This is a genomic window from Bradyrhizobium sp. JR3.5, assembly GCF_054057015.1.
Genome location: NZ_JBSRYV010000002.1, coordinates 676,442 through 692,089, shown reverse-complemented (window position 1 = coordinate 692,089; position 15,648 = coordinate 676,442). Strand labels below are relative to the sequence as shown.

At 64.4% G+C, this 15,648-nt stretch carries 12 protein-coding genes; 10 read left to right on the top strand and 2 right to left on the bottom strand.

The features are described 5' to 3' along the window. Nucleotides 1-29: 29 nt before the first annotated feature. Nucleotides 30-824: a DeoR/GlpR family DNA-binding transcription regulator gene (locus tag ACVWW1_RS19875; protein WP_092124613.1), complete on the bottom strand. Its 795-nt coding sequence runs from the start codon at nt 822-824 to the stop codon at nt 30-32. Nucleotides 825-1,170: 346 nt separating this feature from the next. On the opposite strand from ACVWW1_RS19875, the gene deoC reads away from it, so the two are divergent. The 9 genes from deoC (at nt 1,171) to serA (ending at nt 12,233) form a co-directional block, all read left to right on the top strand. Continuing rightward, complete coding sequence (deoC, locus tag ACVWW1_RS19870) at nt 1,171-2,088, top strand: deoxyribose-phosphate aldolase (protein WP_456660623.1); 918 nt, start codon at nt 1,171-1,173, stop codon at nt 2,086-2,088. Nucleotides 2,089-2,098: 10 nt separating this feature from the next. Continuing rightward, a complete protein-coding gene (locus tag ACVWW1_RS19865) occupies nt 2,099-4,486 on the top strand; it encodes an aldehyde dehydrogenase family protein (RefSeq protein WP_456657146.1) in 2,388 nt (795 codons plus the stop codon). A gap of 177 nt (nt 4,487-4,663) precedes the next feature. Beyond that, nucleotides 4,664-5,119, top strand: a complete 456-nt coding sequence (locus tag ACVWW1_RS19860) for an RbsD/FucU family protein (RefSeq protein ID WP_456657145.1) — start codon at nt 4,664-4,666, stop codon at nt 5,117-5,119. Nucleotides 5,120-5,123: 4 nt separating this feature from the next. Then, complete coding sequence (locus ACVWW1_RS19855) at nt 5,124-6,047, top strand: ribokinase (protein ID WP_456657144.1); 924 nt, start codon at nt 5,124-5,126, stop codon at nt 6,045-6,047. A 7-nt stretch (nt 6,048-6,054) separates the two neighbouring features. Next, entirely contained in the window at nt 6,055-6,930 is an 876-nt protein-coding gene (locus ACVWW1_RS19850; RefSeq protein ID WP_176533088.1) for a carbohydrate ABC transporter permease, read from the top strand. Continuing rightward, nucleotides 6,927-7,964 carry a carbohydrate ABC transporter permease gene (locus tag ACVWW1_RS19845; RefSeq protein ID WP_456657143.1) on the top strand — a complete coding sequence of 346 codons (1,038 nt, stop codon included), beginning with the start codon at nt 6,927-6,929 and terminating at the stop codon, nt 7,962-7,964. Before ACVWW1_RS19850 ends, ACVWW1_RS19845 begins: the two co-directional genes overlap by 4 nt. Nucleotides 7,965-8,013: 49 nt before the next feature. Next, nucleotides 8,014-9,453, top strand: coding sequence for an extracellular solute-binding protein (locus ACVWW1_RS19840; protein ID WP_456660622.1), 1,440 nt, complete (start codon nt 8,014-8,016; stop codon nt 9,451-9,453). An 82-nt stretch (nt 9,454-9,535) separates the two neighbouring features. Next, nucleotides 9,536-10,627, top strand: a complete 1,092-nt coding sequence (locus ACVWW1_RS19835; RefSeq protein WP_456657142.1) for an ABC transporter ATP-binding protein — start codon at nt 9,536-9,538, stop codon at nt 10,625-10,627. Nucleotides 10,628-10,979: 352 nt separating this feature from the next. Continuing rightward, a complete protein-coding gene (gene serA, locus ACVWW1_RS19830; protein ID WP_456660621.1) occupies nt 10,980-12,233 on the top strand; it encodes a phosphoglycerate dehydrogenase in 1,254 nt (417 codons plus the stop codon). A gap of 9 nt (nt 12,234-12,242) precedes the next feature. On the opposite strand, the gene ACVWW1_RS19825 is transcribed toward serA, so the two are convergent. Further along, nucleotides 12,243-13,682: a helix-turn-helix domain-containing protein gene (locus tag ACVWW1_RS19825; protein ID WP_456657141.1), complete on the bottom strand. Its 1,440-nt coding sequence runs from the start codon at nt 13,680-13,682 to the stop codon at nt 12,243-12,245. Between the two features lie 145 nt (nt 13,683-13,827). On the opposite strand from ACVWW1_RS19825, the gene ACVWW1_RS19820 reads away from it, so the two are divergent. Further along, a complete protein-coding gene (locus ACVWW1_RS19820; protein ID WP_456657140.1) occupies nt 13,828-15,465 on the top strand; it encodes an isocitrate lyase in 1,638 nt (545 codons plus the stop codon). Nucleotides 15,466-15,648: the final 183 nt, after the last annotated feature.

Here is a 15,648-nt window from a genome sequence, read left to right as displayed (position 1 = left end):
TGATCCGGGCGTGCCAGCCCCCGCTCGGATCAGGTTGCGCTGGTCACGTACTCGACAGGAAGGCTGCGGAAGTGCTTGCGCATCTCCGATGACGCCGCGCCGCCGACGATGATCCGCGAGAACGCGCCGATATCGGAGAAGAATGCCGACTTGAGACTGCCGAGCTTGCTCGCGTCGATCACCAGGGTGCTCTCCATCGCGGTCTCAATGACGGCCTGCTTGACGGCGACCTCGTGAAAGTTGGAGCAGCTCGCGCCGCGGGTCCAGTGCACGCCGCCGGCGGAGATGAAGGCCTTGTTGATCCCAAGCCGCCGCAGATAGGACAGGCCGTCGTCCGACGCAAAGGACTGCGACGAGGGATGATAGAGCCCGCCCATCAGCATCACCTGCGTGCCCGGCCGGCGCGTCACGATCGACGCCACGTTCATCGAATAGCAAATCACCGAGAGCGGCAGATCCTCGGGCAGGCAGTCCGCCAGCGACTGCATCGTGGTGCCGCAGTCGATGAAGATCGTATCGCCTTCGTTGATGGAGGCGGCGGCAGCCCGGCAGGCGAGGCGCTTGTCTTGGGTGTGCTGGTCGATCTCCTGCTCGAACGTGTACTTGATGCCGGTCGGCGACGCCGCATTGACGACGTAGCCGCCGAGCAAAGCGAGGGCGGCCTCCGGACCGGCAAGGTCGCGGCGCACCGTCATTTCGGAAACCTTGAGGAGCTCGGCGGCGTCCTTCAGGTGCAGCGCACCACTCGATTCGACCGCGCGGCGCAGCCTCTGTAGGCGCTGGACGCGCGTCTCGCTTGGTCGTGCGTTGGAAGTTTCAGCCATTTTGATCGCCGAGCTTGCTTATCCGATTGACAATGATCTTACAATGTTGTGAGTTTATCAACGTCGATTTGTTACAATAATAACATCCAGGCGGGCTGATCCGGTGTCGAGACGATGTCGTCCTCGGCAGGCGGCAAAACCCGGCGGCCAGGTCAGGGGAGGATCACATGTTGCGATCGACACATTCAATCTATCTGGCCACCTCGTCGATTCGCTAGGACCGCACGGCGCCGCCATGACGCAGAGCGTCTTCATCCAGAATCCGTCCCCGTTGGCCGTGCAATCGCCTTCCCCGGGCGGCGAGCATTTGCATCCGCTGCCGCGTAACAGCGGCCGTGCGCTCGAGATGGATTGGGTCGACGACATCAGGATCAACCTGTCGGCCGCCGAACGGCGGGTCGCGAGCCTGCCGGGCCGGCGCACGGTCAAGAAGGACGCACAGGCGGGGTGGCTGCTCAAGGCGGTCACCTGCATCGACCTGACCACGCTCAACGGCGACGATACGGCCGAACGAGTGAAGCGGCTCTGCGCCAAGGCCAAGGCGCCCGTGCGCGGCGACCTTCTCGAGCAGCTCGGCTTTGCCGGGCGCGAGCTGCATACCGGAGCGGTCTGTGTCTACGATCGGTTCGTCGGCACCGCTGTCGAAGCGCTCGATGGATCCGGCATCCCCGTCGCCGCGGTCTCGACCGGGTTTCCCGCAGGCCTGGTGCCGCATGAGCTGAAACTGAAGGAGATCGAGGCGTCGGTCCGGAATGGCGCGCAGGAAATCGACATCGTCATCACGCGTGAGCACGTGCTGACCGGCGATTGGCGGGCGCTTTACTCCGAGGTGCGGGATTTCCGCGCCGCCTGCGACAACGCGCATCTGAAGACGATCCTGGCCACGGGTGACCTCAAGACGCTGCGCAATGTCGCAAAGGCGTCGATGGTCTGCATGATGGCCGGCGCCGACTTCATCAAGACCTCCACCGGCAAGGAAGGCGTGAACGCGACGCTGCCGGTGACGCTGGCGATGCTGCGGATGATCCGCCTCTATCAGGAGCGCACCGGCTACAAGATCGGCTTCAAGCCGGCCGGTGGCATCTCGACGGCAAAGGACGTGCTCAACTACCAGTTCCTGATGAAAGAGGAGCTCGGACGCGACTGGCTCGAGCCGGATCTGTTCCGCATCGGCGCCTCCAGCCTGCTCGCCGACATCGAGCGGCAGCTCGAGCATCACGTGACCGGCCACTACTCGGCTTTCAACCGCCACCCCGTGGGATGAGACTCCAGCGATGAGCGTCGCAAGCTATTTCGAGACCATGGAGTATGGCCCCGCGCCCGAGGCGGACGGCGAGGCGCGCGCCTGGCTGGCGCGGCATGGCGCCACGTTCGGGCATTTCATCGCCGGCAAGTTCACAGCGCCGCATGCGGGCAAGCACCTCACGACAAGCGAACCTGCCACCGGCAAGGCGCTGGCGCGCATCGCGCAGGGCGACGCTGCCGATGTCGAGGCGGCGGTCAACGCCGCGCGCACCGCGCAGGTCGCGTGGGCAAAGCTCGGCGGTCACGGCCGCGCGCGTCATCTCTATGCCTTGGCGCGCATGCTGCAGCGTCACGCCCGGCTGTTCGCCGTGCTGGAGGCGATCGACAATGGCAAGCCGATCCGGGAAACCCGCGATCTCGACGTGCCGCTCGCCGCGCGCCATTTCCTCTATCATGCCGGCTGGGCGCAGTTGCAGGACCGCGAATTCGCCGATCAGGTGCCGATCGGTGTGATCGGCCAGATCATCCCGTGGAATTTCCCGCTGCTGATGCTGGCGTGGAAGATTGCTCCGGCATTGGCCGCGGGCGACACGATGGTGCTGAAGCCGGCGGAATTCACCTCGCTCACCGCGCTGCTGTTCGCCGAACTGTCGGCCGAAGCCGGCCTGCCGCCGGGCGTGCTGAACGTCGTCACCGGCGACGGTGCCACCGGTGCGCTGCTCGTCGAAAGTCCCGGCGTTGACAAGATCGCCTTCACGGGCTCGACCGAGGTCGGGCGCCTGATCCGCCAGTCGACCGCAGGGACCGGAAAATCGCTGACGCTGGAGCTCGGCGGCAAATCGCCGTTCATCGTGTTCGACGATGCCGATCTCGATGGCGCGGTGGAAGGCGTGGTCGACGCCATCTGGTTCAACCAGGGCCAGGTCTGCTGCGCCGGCTCGCGGCTGCTGCTGCAGGAGGGGATTGCGGAGACCTTCCGCAGGCGCCTGATCCGCCGCATGGAGACGCTTCGCGTCGGCATGCCGCTCGACAAGGCGATCGACATGGGCGCGGTCGTCGCGCCGGTGCAGCTCGAACGGATCAAGTCGCTGGTCGAGACCGGGGTGAAGGAGGGCGCCGAGAAATATCAGGCGTCCGGCGCGATCCCGTCGGAAGGCTGCTTCTATCCGCCCACCCTGCTCTGGAACGTGCATCCGTCGTCGACGGTTGCGACCGAAGAGATCTTCGGCCCTGTTCTGGTGGCGATGACGTTCCGCACGCCCGACGAGGCCGTGATGCTTGCCAACAACACGCGCTACGGCCTTGCCGCCAGCGTGTGGAGCGAGACGATCGGGCTGGCGCTCGACATCGCGCCGAAACTCCTGGCCGGCGTGGTCTGGGTCAATGCGACCAATCTGTTCGACGCCAGCGTCGGCTTCGGCGGCTATCGCGAGTCCGGCTTCGGCCGCGAGGGCGGCCGTGAAGGCATGTATGAGTATCTCAAGCCGAAGGCCTGGAGCGGCCGCAAGGCACGGACCAAGCCATCGCCGCTGCCGACGGCGTCCGGCGCCAGCGCCGGCTTCGACGTGCCGCCGATCGATCGAACGGCAAAACTGTTCGTCGGCGGCAAGCAGGTCCGTCCGGACGGCAATTATTCGCGCGCGGTGCTCTCGCCGAAGGGTCGGCGTCTCGGCGAGGCGGGCGAGGGCAATCGCAAGGATATCCGCAATGCGGTGGCCGCGGCGCGCTCCGCCGAGGGATGGGCGCGGGCGACGGCGCACAATCGCGCCCAGATCCTCTACTACCTTGCCGAAAACCTTTCCGCGCGCGGCGACGAATTCAGTCGCCGCATCGCCGACATGACCGGTGTCTCTGCAGCAAAGGCGCGCGCGGAAGTCGATGCGAGCATCGAGCGGCTGTTCAGCTATGGTGCCTGGGCCGATAAATTCGAGGGATCCATCCATGCGCCGCCGCTGCGTGGCGTGGCGCTGGCGATGCATGAGCCGATCGGCGTGGTCGGTGTCGTCTGTCCCGACGAGGCGCCGCTGCTCGGCTTCATCAGCCTGGTCGCGCCGCTGGTTGCGATGGGCAACCGGGTCGTCGCCGTGCCGAGCGAGCGGCATCCGCTCGCCGCGACCGACTTCTACCAAGTGCTCGAGACGTCGGACGTGCCGGGCGGCGTGGTCAACATCGTCACTGGCGATCGCGATGAGCTGGTCAAGGTCCTTGCCGAGCATGACGATGTCGACGCGCTCTGGGCGTTCGGGTCGCAGGACGCCTCGACGGCGGCCGAACGATACTCGATCGGTAATCTCAAGCGCACGCTGGTCGATCAAGGCCTCGCGATCGACTGGTACGACAAGGCCGCGAGCGAGGGCCCGATCCTGCTCCGCCATGCCGTGCAGGTGAAGAACATCTGGATTCCGTATGGCGACTAGAGCGTTTTCGAGCGAAGTGGGTTCCGGTTCGCGTGCAGAAAACGCGTCAAACAAGAATCGAGTGCCCCGGTCAGATCCAATCGGAACGGGGCACTAGAGACGTCACCTTGCGGTGATAGGGATGGGGATCCGGACCGCCAGAGTTCGGCGATTTAGACGACAAGGGAGGGACGCAACATGCTCAAGGGCATCAATCCACTGCTCAATGCCGACGTGCTCTACGCCCTGCGGGCGATGGGGCATGGCGATCGCCTGGTGGTATGCGACACCAATTTTCCGGCCGACTCGATCGCGCGCCAGAGCGCGCTTGGCCGGTTGCTGCGCATCGACAATGTAAGTGCCGCCAAGGCGGTCGAAGCCGTTCTCTCGGTGATGTCGCTCGATACGTTTGTCGACGATGCCGCGATCCGGATGGAGATCGTCGGCCAGGCCCAGGAAGTGCCTCCCGTGCAGCGCGAGGTGCAGGCCGCGATCGATCGCGCCGAGGGACGATCCTGGCCGCTGGTCGGCGTCGAGCGCCATGCGTTCTACGAGAAGGCGAAGGCGGCCTATTGCGTGATCGCGACCGGCGAGCGGCGCTTCTACGGCTGCTTCCTGTTCAGCAAAGGCGTCATTGCGCCGGATGGGGAGTGACGACATGAGCAAGCATGGCGTCGCCGTCCTCGGCGTCTTCGTCGTCGACCTGGCGTTCCGCGCCGGCAACATGCCGGCGATCGGCGAGACCATCGCCGGCTCGGGATTTGCCATGGGGCCCGGCGGCAAGGGATCCAATCAGGCTGTCGCGGCGGCGCGGGCCGGCGCCAGCGTGAGCTTCATCTCCCGGATCGGCAGCGACGCGTTTGGCGAGCTTGCGATCAGGACCTGGGAGGCCGAGGGAATCCGGCCGCGCGTGGCCACGACGGCGGACGCGCCGACTGGAGCTGCGTTCATCTACGTCCACGAGACGCGCGGCGATAACGCGATCATCGTGGTGCCGGGCGCAGCAGGCGGGATCGGTTCGGCCGATGTCGACGCGGTGGCCGACGCCATCCGCGACAGCCGCGTGTTCGTGACGCAGCTCGAGCAGCCGGTCGATGCGGCGCGGCGCGGGCTCGAGATCGCGCGCGCCGCCGGCAGCATCACCGTGTTCAACCCGGCGCCGGCTATCAAGTTCGACTCTGGCCTGTTTGCGCTCTGCGATTATGTCGTCCCCAACGAGACCGAGGCCGAAGCGCTGACCGGCATCGCGGTCGGCGATCTCGCCGGTGCCCGCCGCGCCGGCGATGCCTTGCTGGCGAAAGGCGCAGGAACGGCGCTGATCACGCTCGGCGAGCGCGGCGCCTTGTTTCATGCGCGGGATCGCTCGGTGCACGTGCCGCCCTTCGCCGCAGGCAAGGTGGTCGAAACCACCGGCGCAGGCGACGCCTTCGTCGGCGGCTTCGCGGCGGCGCTCGCTGACGGCGCCGATCCGCTGGAGGCTGCGCGGTTCGGTTCGGCCACGGCCGGAATCTCGGTGACGCGACCGGGCACCGCGCCCGCGATGCCGCGGCGCGCGGAGATCGACGCGCTGCTGAAGGGATGATCGCGCGATGATGCGGAATGATCCGATCAAGCATGTCTTCATCTGGCCGGCGGTGCTCGTCGTGCTGGCGATCTCGATCTTTCCGCTGATCTATTCGCTTACCACGAGCTTCCTGAGCTACCGCCTGATTCCGCCGATCCCGCCGCGGGTCGTCTGGCTCGGCAACTATGCCACGCTGTTGCAGGAACCGCGGTTCTGGAACGCGATCTACACCACGACGCTGATTGCCTTCATCGCGGTCGGACTGCAATACGCGATCGGTTTCGGCGTCGCACTGGCGCTGAACGCGCGGGTGCCGGGCGAGCGGCTGTTTCGCGTCGCCTTGCTGCTGCCCATGCTGCTCGCGCCCGTCGCGGTCGCGCTGGTGGCGCGCATGATGTTCAACCCGACCATGGGGCCGCTCAACCAGTTCCTATCGAAGTTCGGCCTGGTCAACCTGCCGTTCCTCACCAACGGACATTGGGCGCTCGCCTGCATCATCGCGGTCGAGGTCTGGCAGTGGACCCCGTTCGTGATCCTGATGATGCTGGCCGGCCTGCAAACGCTTCCCGAAGATGTCTATGAGGCCGCCGAGCTCGAGAATGCCAGCGCCTGGCAGCAGTTCTGGGGCATCACCTTTCCGATGCTGCTGCCGATCTCGGCCGCGATCGTCTTCATCCGCCTGATCGAGAGCTACAAGATCATGGACACGGTGTTCGTGATGACGGGCGGCGGGCCGGGCGTGGACACCGAGACGCTGACGCTGTTCGCCTATCAGGAAGGCTTCAAGAAGTTCAATCTCGGCTACACGTCGGCGCTCAGCTTCCTGTTCCTGATCGCGATCACGATCATCGGCGTCACCTATCTGGCGCTGCTGCGGCCTCATCTGGAGAAACGCCGATGAGCGGGCAGGGCTTGACCGGACTGTCGCCATGGAGTCGCCGCCTGGTCGCGGTCGGCGTCCTCGCCTGGTGCCTGATCACGGTGTTTCCGCTCTATTGGGTGGTGGTGACCGCATTCAAGACGCCGCCGGGCGTGGTCGGCGGACCGACCTATCTGCCGTTCATCGACTTCACGCCGACGTTGCAGCCCTTCATCGATCTCTATCAGGGAATCCGCGGCGAGTTCTTCCACACCTTCCTGAATTCGACCATCGTTGGCCTGTCTGCGGCAGCCATCGCCACCGCGATTGGCGCGATGGCGGCCTATGCGCTGGTGCGGTTCGAGTTCAGGGTACGCCTTGGTGCGGGCCTCGTGTTCTTCCTGCTCGCACTCGGCGGCTATCTGCTCTTCAACGCGACGTTCGGATTTACCCGGCCGCAGGCGCTGCTACTCGCCTTTCCAATCGCGCTGATCGCTGCCGTCGTCGCCAACCGCCTGCCGTTGCCCGGACCGATCCTCGGCAATGAGGACATCCTGTTCTGGTTCGTCAGCCAGCGCATGTTCCCGCCGATCGTGACGGCCTTCGCGCTGTATCTGCTTTACAGCGAGATCGGCCGGCTGGGTTTCCAGCTGATCGACAGCTTTGTAGGCCTGACGCTGTGCTACGTCGCCTTCTCGCTGCCGATCGTCGTCTGGCTGATGCGCGACTTCTTCGAGGCGGTGCCGATCGAGGTCGAGGAGGCCGCAATGGTCGACAACGTGCCGAGCTGGCGCATCTTCTTCGGCATCGTGGTGCCGATGTCAATGAACGGGCTGCTGGCGACGTTCATGATCACGCTGGCCTTCGTCTGGAACGAGTTTCTGTTCGCGCTGTTCCTGACCAATTCCAGATGGCAGACGCTGCCCATCCTGGTGGCAGGACAGAACAGCCAGCGCGGCGACGAATGGTGGGCGATATCAGCTGCGGCGCTCGTCGCAATCGTTCCCATGATGATCATGGCGGGCTTGCTCAGCCGGATGATGCGGTCGGGCCTGCTGCTCGGGGCCATTAAATAGCAAAAAACCTTGTAGGGAGGACTAGACCATGTTGCGACGGACGTTCCTGATGCTGACCACCTCGCTGGCGATGGCCTGTGCCGCAAGCCAGGCGAATGCTGCCTGCAGTCCGGATTACACCGGCGTCACCTTGACAGTGGCGTCGCAGACCGGACCTTATATCGCATCCGCGCTCAAGCTCGGCGCGGACGAATGGGCCAAGAAGACCTGCGGCAAGGTCAATGTCGTCGAATTTCCATGGTCCGAGCTCTATCCGAAGATCGCGACATCGCTCACGGCGTCGGACGCGACGTTCGATCTCGTCAGCTTTGCGCCGGCCTGGCTGCCGGATTTCGTCCCCTATCTCAGCGAGATGCCGAAGGAGATGCAGTCCGGCAAGGATTGGGACGATATCGAGCCGGCTTATCGCGAACGCCTGATGGTGTGGGAAGGCAAGATCTACTCGCAATCGATGGACGGCGACGTCCACACCTACACCTACCGCACGGACCTGTTCAGCGATCCCAAGGAGAAGGACGCCTTCAAGGCCAAGTACGGCTACGACCTCGCGCCGCCGAAGACCTGGAAGCAGTATCTCGACATTGCGGAGTTCTTCCAGCGGCCCGACAAGGGCCTGTGGGGAACGGCGGAAGCTTTCCGTCGCGGCGGTCAGCAGTTCTGGTTCTTCTTCAGCCATGCGGCGGCCTACGCCAACAATCCGAACTATCCGGGTGCGATGTTCTTCGACCCCGAGACGATGGACGCGCAGATCAACAACCCGGGCTGGGTGAAGGGGCTCGAGGAATACATAAGGGCTTCGAAGCTCGGGCCGCCCAACGCGCTGAACTTCTCGTTCGGCGAGGTGAACGCTGCGGTGGCCGGCGGTCAGGTGGCGGAATCGATCGGCTGGGGCGACACCGGCGTGATCGCCGCCGACCCGAAGCAGTCGAAGATCTCGGGCAAGGTCGGCTCGGCGATGCTGCCCGGTTCGGACGAGATCTGGAACGCCAAGACCAAGAAATGGGACAAATTCCCGAGCGTGCTTCCGGGCCCGTTCATGGCATTCGGCGGCTGGCAGATCGCGGTGCCGAAGGCCGGCAAGAACCAGCAGGCGGCGTGGGACTTCGTCAAGACCTTGACGAGCCCCGAAGTGTCGGGCCAGGCGGCGATCACCGGCGGCAGCGGCGTCAATCCCTATCGCAAATCGCACACCGCCAATCTGCAACTGTGGAGCAAGATCTTCTCGCCGGAAGAGGCCAAGGAATATCTCGGCGCGCAATCGGACTCCATCAACGCCAAGAACGTCGCGCTCGACATGCGTCTGCCCGGCTACTTCTCCTATACCGAGGTGGTGGAGATCGAGCTCGGCAAGGCGCTGGCCGGCCAGACCACGCCGCAGGCGGCGCTCGAGGCGATGGCGAAGGAGTGGAATCGCCTGACCGACGAATTCGGCCGGGCCAAGCAGCTTGCCGCCTATCGCGCCGCGATGGGCCTCCCGCCCAAGAACTAGCTTTCCAGTGAGACCTCCGGATGATGCGCGAGCGTCATCCGGGGCTTGACCAGCCGTCGACGAAAGGACGGAAAAGGATTCCATGGCGCACGTCGAGATCGAGAACGTCAGCAAGGCATACGGACCCTACAAGATCATCGAGGGGCTCGACCTCAACGTGGCCGACGAGGAATTTGTCGTGCTGGTCGGCCCGTCCGGCTGCGGCAAGACCACGACATTGCGCATGATCGCGGGACTGGAGGCCGTCACCAGCGGAACCATCCGCATCGGCAACCGCGACGTCACGCAGTTGCGCCCCGGCTTGCGCAACTGCGCGATGGTGTTCCAGAACTACGCGCTCTATCCGCACATGACGGTCGGCGAGAACATCGGCTACGGCATGAAGGTGCGGGGCGGATCGCGCGCCAGCATCGAGAAGGCCGTCAATGACGTGGCACGCGTGCTTGACCTCGAGCAATATTTGCAGCGGCGGCCCAAGCAGCTTTCCGGCGGACAGCGCCAGCGCGTAGCGATCGGCCGTGCCATCGTGCGCAGCCCGGACGTGTTTCTGTTTGACGAGCCGCTGTCCAATCTCGACGCCAAGCTCCGCATCGAGATGCGGACCGAGATCAAGGCGCTGCATCGCCGTCTCGCCAAGACGATCGTCTATGTCACCCACGACCAGGTCGAAGCCATGACGATGGCCGATCGCGTCGTGGTGATGAACAGAGGCCGGATCGAGCAGGCGGCCGATCCGATCACGATCTACGAGAAGCCCTCTAATCTCTTTGTCGCGGGCTTCATGGGCGCGCCCAGCATGAACTTCATCGATGGCGAGATCATCGCTCGCGACGGCGCGCTCACCTTCACCGCGCCATCGGGCACGGCGTTGCGCGTGCCGAAGTCGCGTGAGGCGACCTATGCGGGCAGCGTCGGCAAGCCGGTGGTGCTCGGCGTGCGGCCCGATCATGTGTTGCGGCAAGGCGCGCCGGACGGGTCTTCCGTCCGGTTGCTCGTGAAAGACGTGGAGCCGCTGGGGCCGCACACGCTGGTGATCGGGACCGTCGCCGGCTTTGCGTTTACGGCGCAAATGCCGGTCGGCGTTGCCGCTGAGCCGGATCATGTCATCGACGTCGCGCTCGATCTCGAGCGAACGCATTTGTTCGACAGCGCGTCAGGGATGGCTGTTTGCTGATCTGCTCCGGCGACGGCAGCAGGCTTGCGGGCACCGGAACCGGGAAGTGAGACCAACGCTCCGGACATAACCCTCGGCGCCGAGTTGAAGCGACTGGGATTGACCTTCAGCCGGAGCTGGCGCTCGAACGCCTTGGGAACCGCAACAGGGGCTTTGCCGGCGAATTGACAGGACATTTGGCTGATTCGGTTCCTGCCTCGCGTCTGAACCCTCGGATCGAGGGGGCTTCACCGGAAATCGCAGGGCGCGCCGCCCATGGCGGCTTCTGACGCGATTGTTTTCCATGTTATCACCTGATCCGTCGAAACTGCGTTCGTGCCTAACTTGCCCGAACCTACGAGCCTGGATCTTGATGATGTTGTCGCTGCCCAAGACCAAAATACGCGTGCTGCTGCTGGAGGGCGTGAATGATTCCGCAGCCCGGATGTTCGAGGCGAACGGCTATACCGAGCTGCAACGCCTGCCCAAGGCGCTAGGACCGAAAGAACTCAGGCAAGCGCTGTCGGGTATCCATATGCTGGGAATTCGGTCGCGGACCCAGTTGACCGCGGAAATCCTCGAGGCTGCCGACCGGTTGCTCGTTGTCGGCTGCTTTTCGGTCGGCACCAATCAGGTGGATCTCGACGCCGCGCGAAAGCTCGGCATCCCCGTATTCAACGCGCCATATTCCAACACCCGCAGCGTGGCGGAGCTGACCATCGCCGAGATCGTCATGCTGTTCCGCCGGATATTTCCGCGTTCGGTTTCCGCACATGCCGGCGGCTGGGACAAGTCCGCCGAAGGCAGCCGTGAGGTGCGCGGCAAGACGCTGGGCATCGTCGGCTACGGCAACATCGGATCGCAGCTGTCGAACCTCGCGGAAGCCATGGGCATGCGCGTGATCTATTTTGATCAGACCGACAAGCTCCGCCACGGCAATACCGAGCCCGCTGAATCGCTTGACGCGCTGCTGGCAGCGAGCGACGTCGTCTCGCTGCATGTGCCGGAGACGCCGACCACCGCCAACATGATTGGCGCAGCCCAGCTCCGGCTGATGAAGCCCGAGGCCTATCTGATCAACAACTCGCGCGGCACCGTGGTCGATCTCGATGCGCTGGCGAGCGCCCTGCGTGAGGGCCGGCTGGCGGGTGCCGCAGTCGACGTGTTTCCGGTTGAACCGGTGTCGAACGAGGCGCGCTTTGTCTCGCCGCTGCAGGGCCTCTCCAACGTCATCCTCACGCCGCATGTCGGCGGTTCGACGGAGGAAGCGCAGGATCGCATTGGCGGCGAAGTCGCACGCAAGCTGATCGATTATTCCGATGTCGGATCGACCTTCGGGGCGGTCAATTTTCCGCAGGTGCAATTGCCGGCGCGACCGACCGGCACCCGCTTCATCCACGTTCACCGCAACGTTCCGGGCGTCATGCGTCAGGTCAACGACGCGGTTTCCCGGCACGGGATCAACATCCTGGCGCAATATCTACAGACCGATCCGGAAGTCGGCTATGTCGTGCTCGAGACCGACGTTGTCGGCGGCGAGGGCGAGGGGCTGCTGGCCGATTTGAAAGCCATTGACGGCACGATCCGGGTGCGGGTGCTGTATGACGCGAACCGGCCGCAGGGGTGATCGACCTCGTCAATCAGCCGAGAAGCCGAACGGGACGCTCGAGGTTCTGAAATCGTCGGGAAGAATCTCGCGTCCGATCGGAGGCGCCGACCGCGCCGCGCATCGCGGGCGATGGCAGACCCGGCAGGCGACGCCGATCGGGGTCGGCTCATCCGCGTTCGGCCCCTGTCCGTCGCGCGTGTAGATCAGCTGGCTTGCATGCTCGGCGGCGCAGCCGATCGCGATCGCCCGCTCCACGCGGATGGCCCCGAACGCGCCGCCGCCGGCGGTCACGGTGCGGGCGATCGAGAAGAACCGCTGTCCGTCGGGCAATTCCAGCCATTGCGTGACGATCTGGCGCGGCGTCTTGAAGATATCGTGAACCGACCATAGCGGACAGGCGCCGCCGTGCTTGGCAAACGGAAACCCTGCGCCATCGAGCAGCTTGGAAATGTTGCCGGCGGGATCGACGCGGATCAGGAAGAACGGCACTTTCTCGAGCCCCGGCCGCTGCAGGGTCGTGACGCGGTGCGCGGTCTGCTCGAAGCTGGTGCCGAATTGGCGCGCCAGCGCCTCGAGATCGTAGCGACGCGTCTCGACCGCTTTGGCAAACACGGAATACGGCATGATCAGCGCGGCCGCCGCATAGGCCGCGAGTGCCCGGCGGGCCAGCAGCTCGGCGCTCTTGCTGGTGAACTTGCCGTCTTCCACCGCCGCGCCGATCTCGCCTTCCAGCTCCAGATAGGCGAGTTGCTTGGCCAGCTGAAAATTGAGGCCTGCGGTATCGAGCGAATCCTCGAGCAGCAATTGTCGGCGATGGAGGTCCAGTCGCCGGACCGAGCCGAGCATGACGTTCGGCGGCAGGTAGCGGACCTGGAGCTTGTGACGCTCGCGAAGCCGCTCGATAAATCCGGCTGGTCCGGCCGGTTCATGGACGAGACGCTCGGCGGCATCGTCGAGGTTGACGAAATTGTTGCGGCGGGCGGCGAGAAATCGCCTGACTTCCGCGACGGGATCGTTGGCGTCAAAGTTCTCCTGCCCCGGGTGCGACCCGCCACCCACCAGGTCCGGCGCGCGTCGCTCGGCCAGCGCCAGCTGCTCTTCGCGATAGGCGGTGTAGAGGCGCAGGAACGCTTCGGTCATTCCGGGATAGCTGACAGCGAGGTCGCTGACCTCGAGTGCGGGGATGTCGATGTCGGCAAACATCGGCTCCTTCAAAACCGACTGCATGCGCGCGGTGTGATCCGCGCCGCCGTCGCCGGCGAGATCGGCAAGATCGATCTTGTAGGTCCGGGCCAAGCGAAGCAGCATGTCCGCCGTCACCGGCCGTTGATTGCGTTCCAGCAGCGCCACATAGGGGGCCGAGATTTCGAGATCGGCTGCCATGTCCGCCTGGGTCAGCCCGAGATCGCGCCGCAGCCGCCGCAGCCGCGGGCCCATGAAAACGGAACGGGCGCTTGAGGTTACCATCGCCTCATCCAAGGTTTGTAAGATTCTTACAACAATACATCAGTTTCTTGTAAGTTATGACAAGTTTTCCGCGCCAAGTCTAGCTCCCGATGACGCCGCGCGTCACAAATGGTGCAGTTATTTCGTCACCGAAGGGATCACGGACATGAACTTCCAACCGCGCGGGATCAGCGATCGGGCCATCCAGGGACCGGCTTCGTATCAGAGCGAGCTTGAGGCGGCCGAAGCGCTGCTCAAGACCAAGGACACCTGGAACGGCGTCACCGCCGAGGCCGTGGCGCGCATGCGCCTGCAGAACCGCTTCAAGACCGGTCTGGATGTCGCCCGCTACACCGCTGCGTTGATGCGCGCCGACATGGCCGCCTATGACGCCGACAGCACCAAGTACACCCAGTCGCTCGGCTGCTGGCACGGCTTCATCGCCCAGCAGAAGCTGATCTCGGTCAAGAAGCACTTCGGCACTACCGACCGTCGTTACCTCTATCTGTCCGGCTGGATGATCGCTGCGCTGCGCTCCGAGTTCGGACCGCTGCCCGACCAGTCGATGCACGAGAAGACCTCGGTGCCGGCGCTGATCGAAGAGCTCTACACCTTCCTGCGCCAGGCGGATTCGCGTGAGCTCAACGACATCTTCCGCGCGCTCGATGCGGCCCGCAAGGAAGGCGACAAGGCCAAGGAAAAGGCGCTGATCGAGAAGATCGACAACTTCCAGACTCACGTCGTGCCTGTTATCGCCGACATCGACGCGGGCTTCGGCAATGCCGAGGCGACCTATCTGCTCGCCAAGAAGATGATCGAGGCGGGCGCCTGTGCCCTGCAGATCGAGAACCAGGTCTCCGACGAGAAGCAGTGCGGCCACCAGGACGGCAAGGTCACCGTGCCGCACGAGGTGTTCATCGCGAAGATCCGCGCCTGCCGCCATGCGTTCCTCGAGCTCGGCGTCGAAGACGGCATCATCGTGACCCGTACCGACTCGCTCGGTGCCGGCCTGACGCAGCAGATTGCCGTGAGCCACAAGCCCGGCGACATCGGCGACCAGTACAACAGCTTCCTTGATTGCGAGGAAGTGACGGCTGCCAATGCGCGCAATGGCGACGTCATCCTCAACCAGAACGGCAAGATGATGCGCCCGAAGCGTCTGCCCAGCAATCTCTACCAGTTCCGTCCCGGCACCGGTGCGGATCGCTGCGTGCTCGACTGCATCACCTCGCTGCAGAACGGCGCCGACCTGTTGTGGATCGAGACCGAGAAGCCGCATATCGAGCAGATCGCCTCGATGGTCGATCGCATCCGCAAGGTCATTCCGAACGCGAAGCTGGCCTACAACAACTCGCCGTCGTTCAACTGGACGCTCAACTTCCGTTGGCAGGTCTACGACGCGATGAAGGAAGCCGGCCAGGATGTCAGCAAGTACAATCGCGCCGAGCTGATGAAGGCGGAGTACGACGAGACGCCGCTGGCGAAGGAAGCCGACGAGCGTATCCGTACCTTCCAGGCGGATTCGGCCAAGCGCGCCGGCATCTTCCACCATCTGATCACGTTGCCGACCTATCACACAGCTGCGCTGTCGACCGACAACCTCGCAAGGGAGTATTTCGGCGACCAGGGCATGCTCGGATACGTCAAGAACGTGCAGCGCGCGGAGATCCGTCAGGGCATCGCCTGCGTGAGGCATCAGAACATGGCAGGCTCCGACATCGGCGACGATCACAAGGAGTACTTCGCGGGTGAGGCCGCCCTCAAGGCGGGCGGCGCGCACAACACGATGAACCAGTTCGGCTAATCGATCGAATAGGTCATTTAGACATCGGCTGGACAGGCGGGATTGCGAGGCAGTCTCGCCTGTCTGCTCGTTTGGCCGGGCGATTTCGACCACGGTGACGCGGTCGAATTCGCCCCGTAGCGTATGCAAGACCGTTCCCGTCAGGCTTCGTCCCCGCTTGTCGAGGTTCTCTCGTTCCCTGCC

Coding starts and splice junctions, on each gene's coding strand:
- ACVWW1_RS19875 (WP_092124613.1), bottom strand. CDS start 824: ATGGCTGAAACTTCCAACGCACGACCAAGCGAGACGCGCGTCCAGCGC.
- deoC (WP_456660623.1), top strand. CDS start 1,171: ATGGATTGGGTCGACGACATCAGGATCAACCTGTCGGCCGCCGAACGG.
- ACVWW1_RS19865 (WP_456657146.1), top strand. CDS start 2,099: ATGAGCGTCGCAAGCTATTTCGAGACCATGGAGTATGGCCCCGCGCCC.
- ACVWW1_RS19860 (WP_456657145.1), top strand. CDS start 4,664: ATGCTCAAGGGCATCAATCCACTGCTCAATGCCGACGTGCTCTACGCC.
- ACVWW1_RS19855 (WP_456657144.1), top strand. CDS start 5,124: ATGAGCAAGCATGGCGTCGCCGTCCTCGGCGTCTTCGTCGTCGACCTG.
- ACVWW1_RS19850 (WP_176533088.1), top strand. CDS start 6,055: ATGATGCGGAATGATCCGATCAAGCATGTCTTCATCTGGCCGGCGGTG.
- ACVWW1_RS19845 (WP_456657143.1), top strand. CDS start 6,927: ATGAGCGGGCAGGGCTTGACCGGACTGTCGCCATGGAGTCGCCGCCTG.
- ACVWW1_RS19840 (WP_456660622.1), top strand. CDS start 8,014: ATGCTGACCACCTCGCTGGCGATGGCCTGTGCCGCAAGCCAGGCGAAT.
- ACVWW1_RS19835 (WP_456657142.1), top strand. CDS start 9,536: ATGGCGCACGTCGAGATCGAGAACGTCAGCAAGGCATACGGACCCTAC.
- serA (WP_456660621.1), top strand. CDS start 10,980: ATGATGTTGTCGCTGCCCAAGACCAAAATACGCGTGCTGCTGCTGGAG.
- ACVWW1_RS19825 (WP_456657141.1), bottom strand. CDS start 13,682: ATGGTAACCTCAAGCGCCCGTTCCGTTTTCATGGGCCCGCGGCTGCGG.
- ACVWW1_RS19820 (WP_456657140.1), top strand. CDS start 13,828: ATGAACTTCCAACCGCGCGGGATCAGCGATCGGGCCATCCAGGGACCG.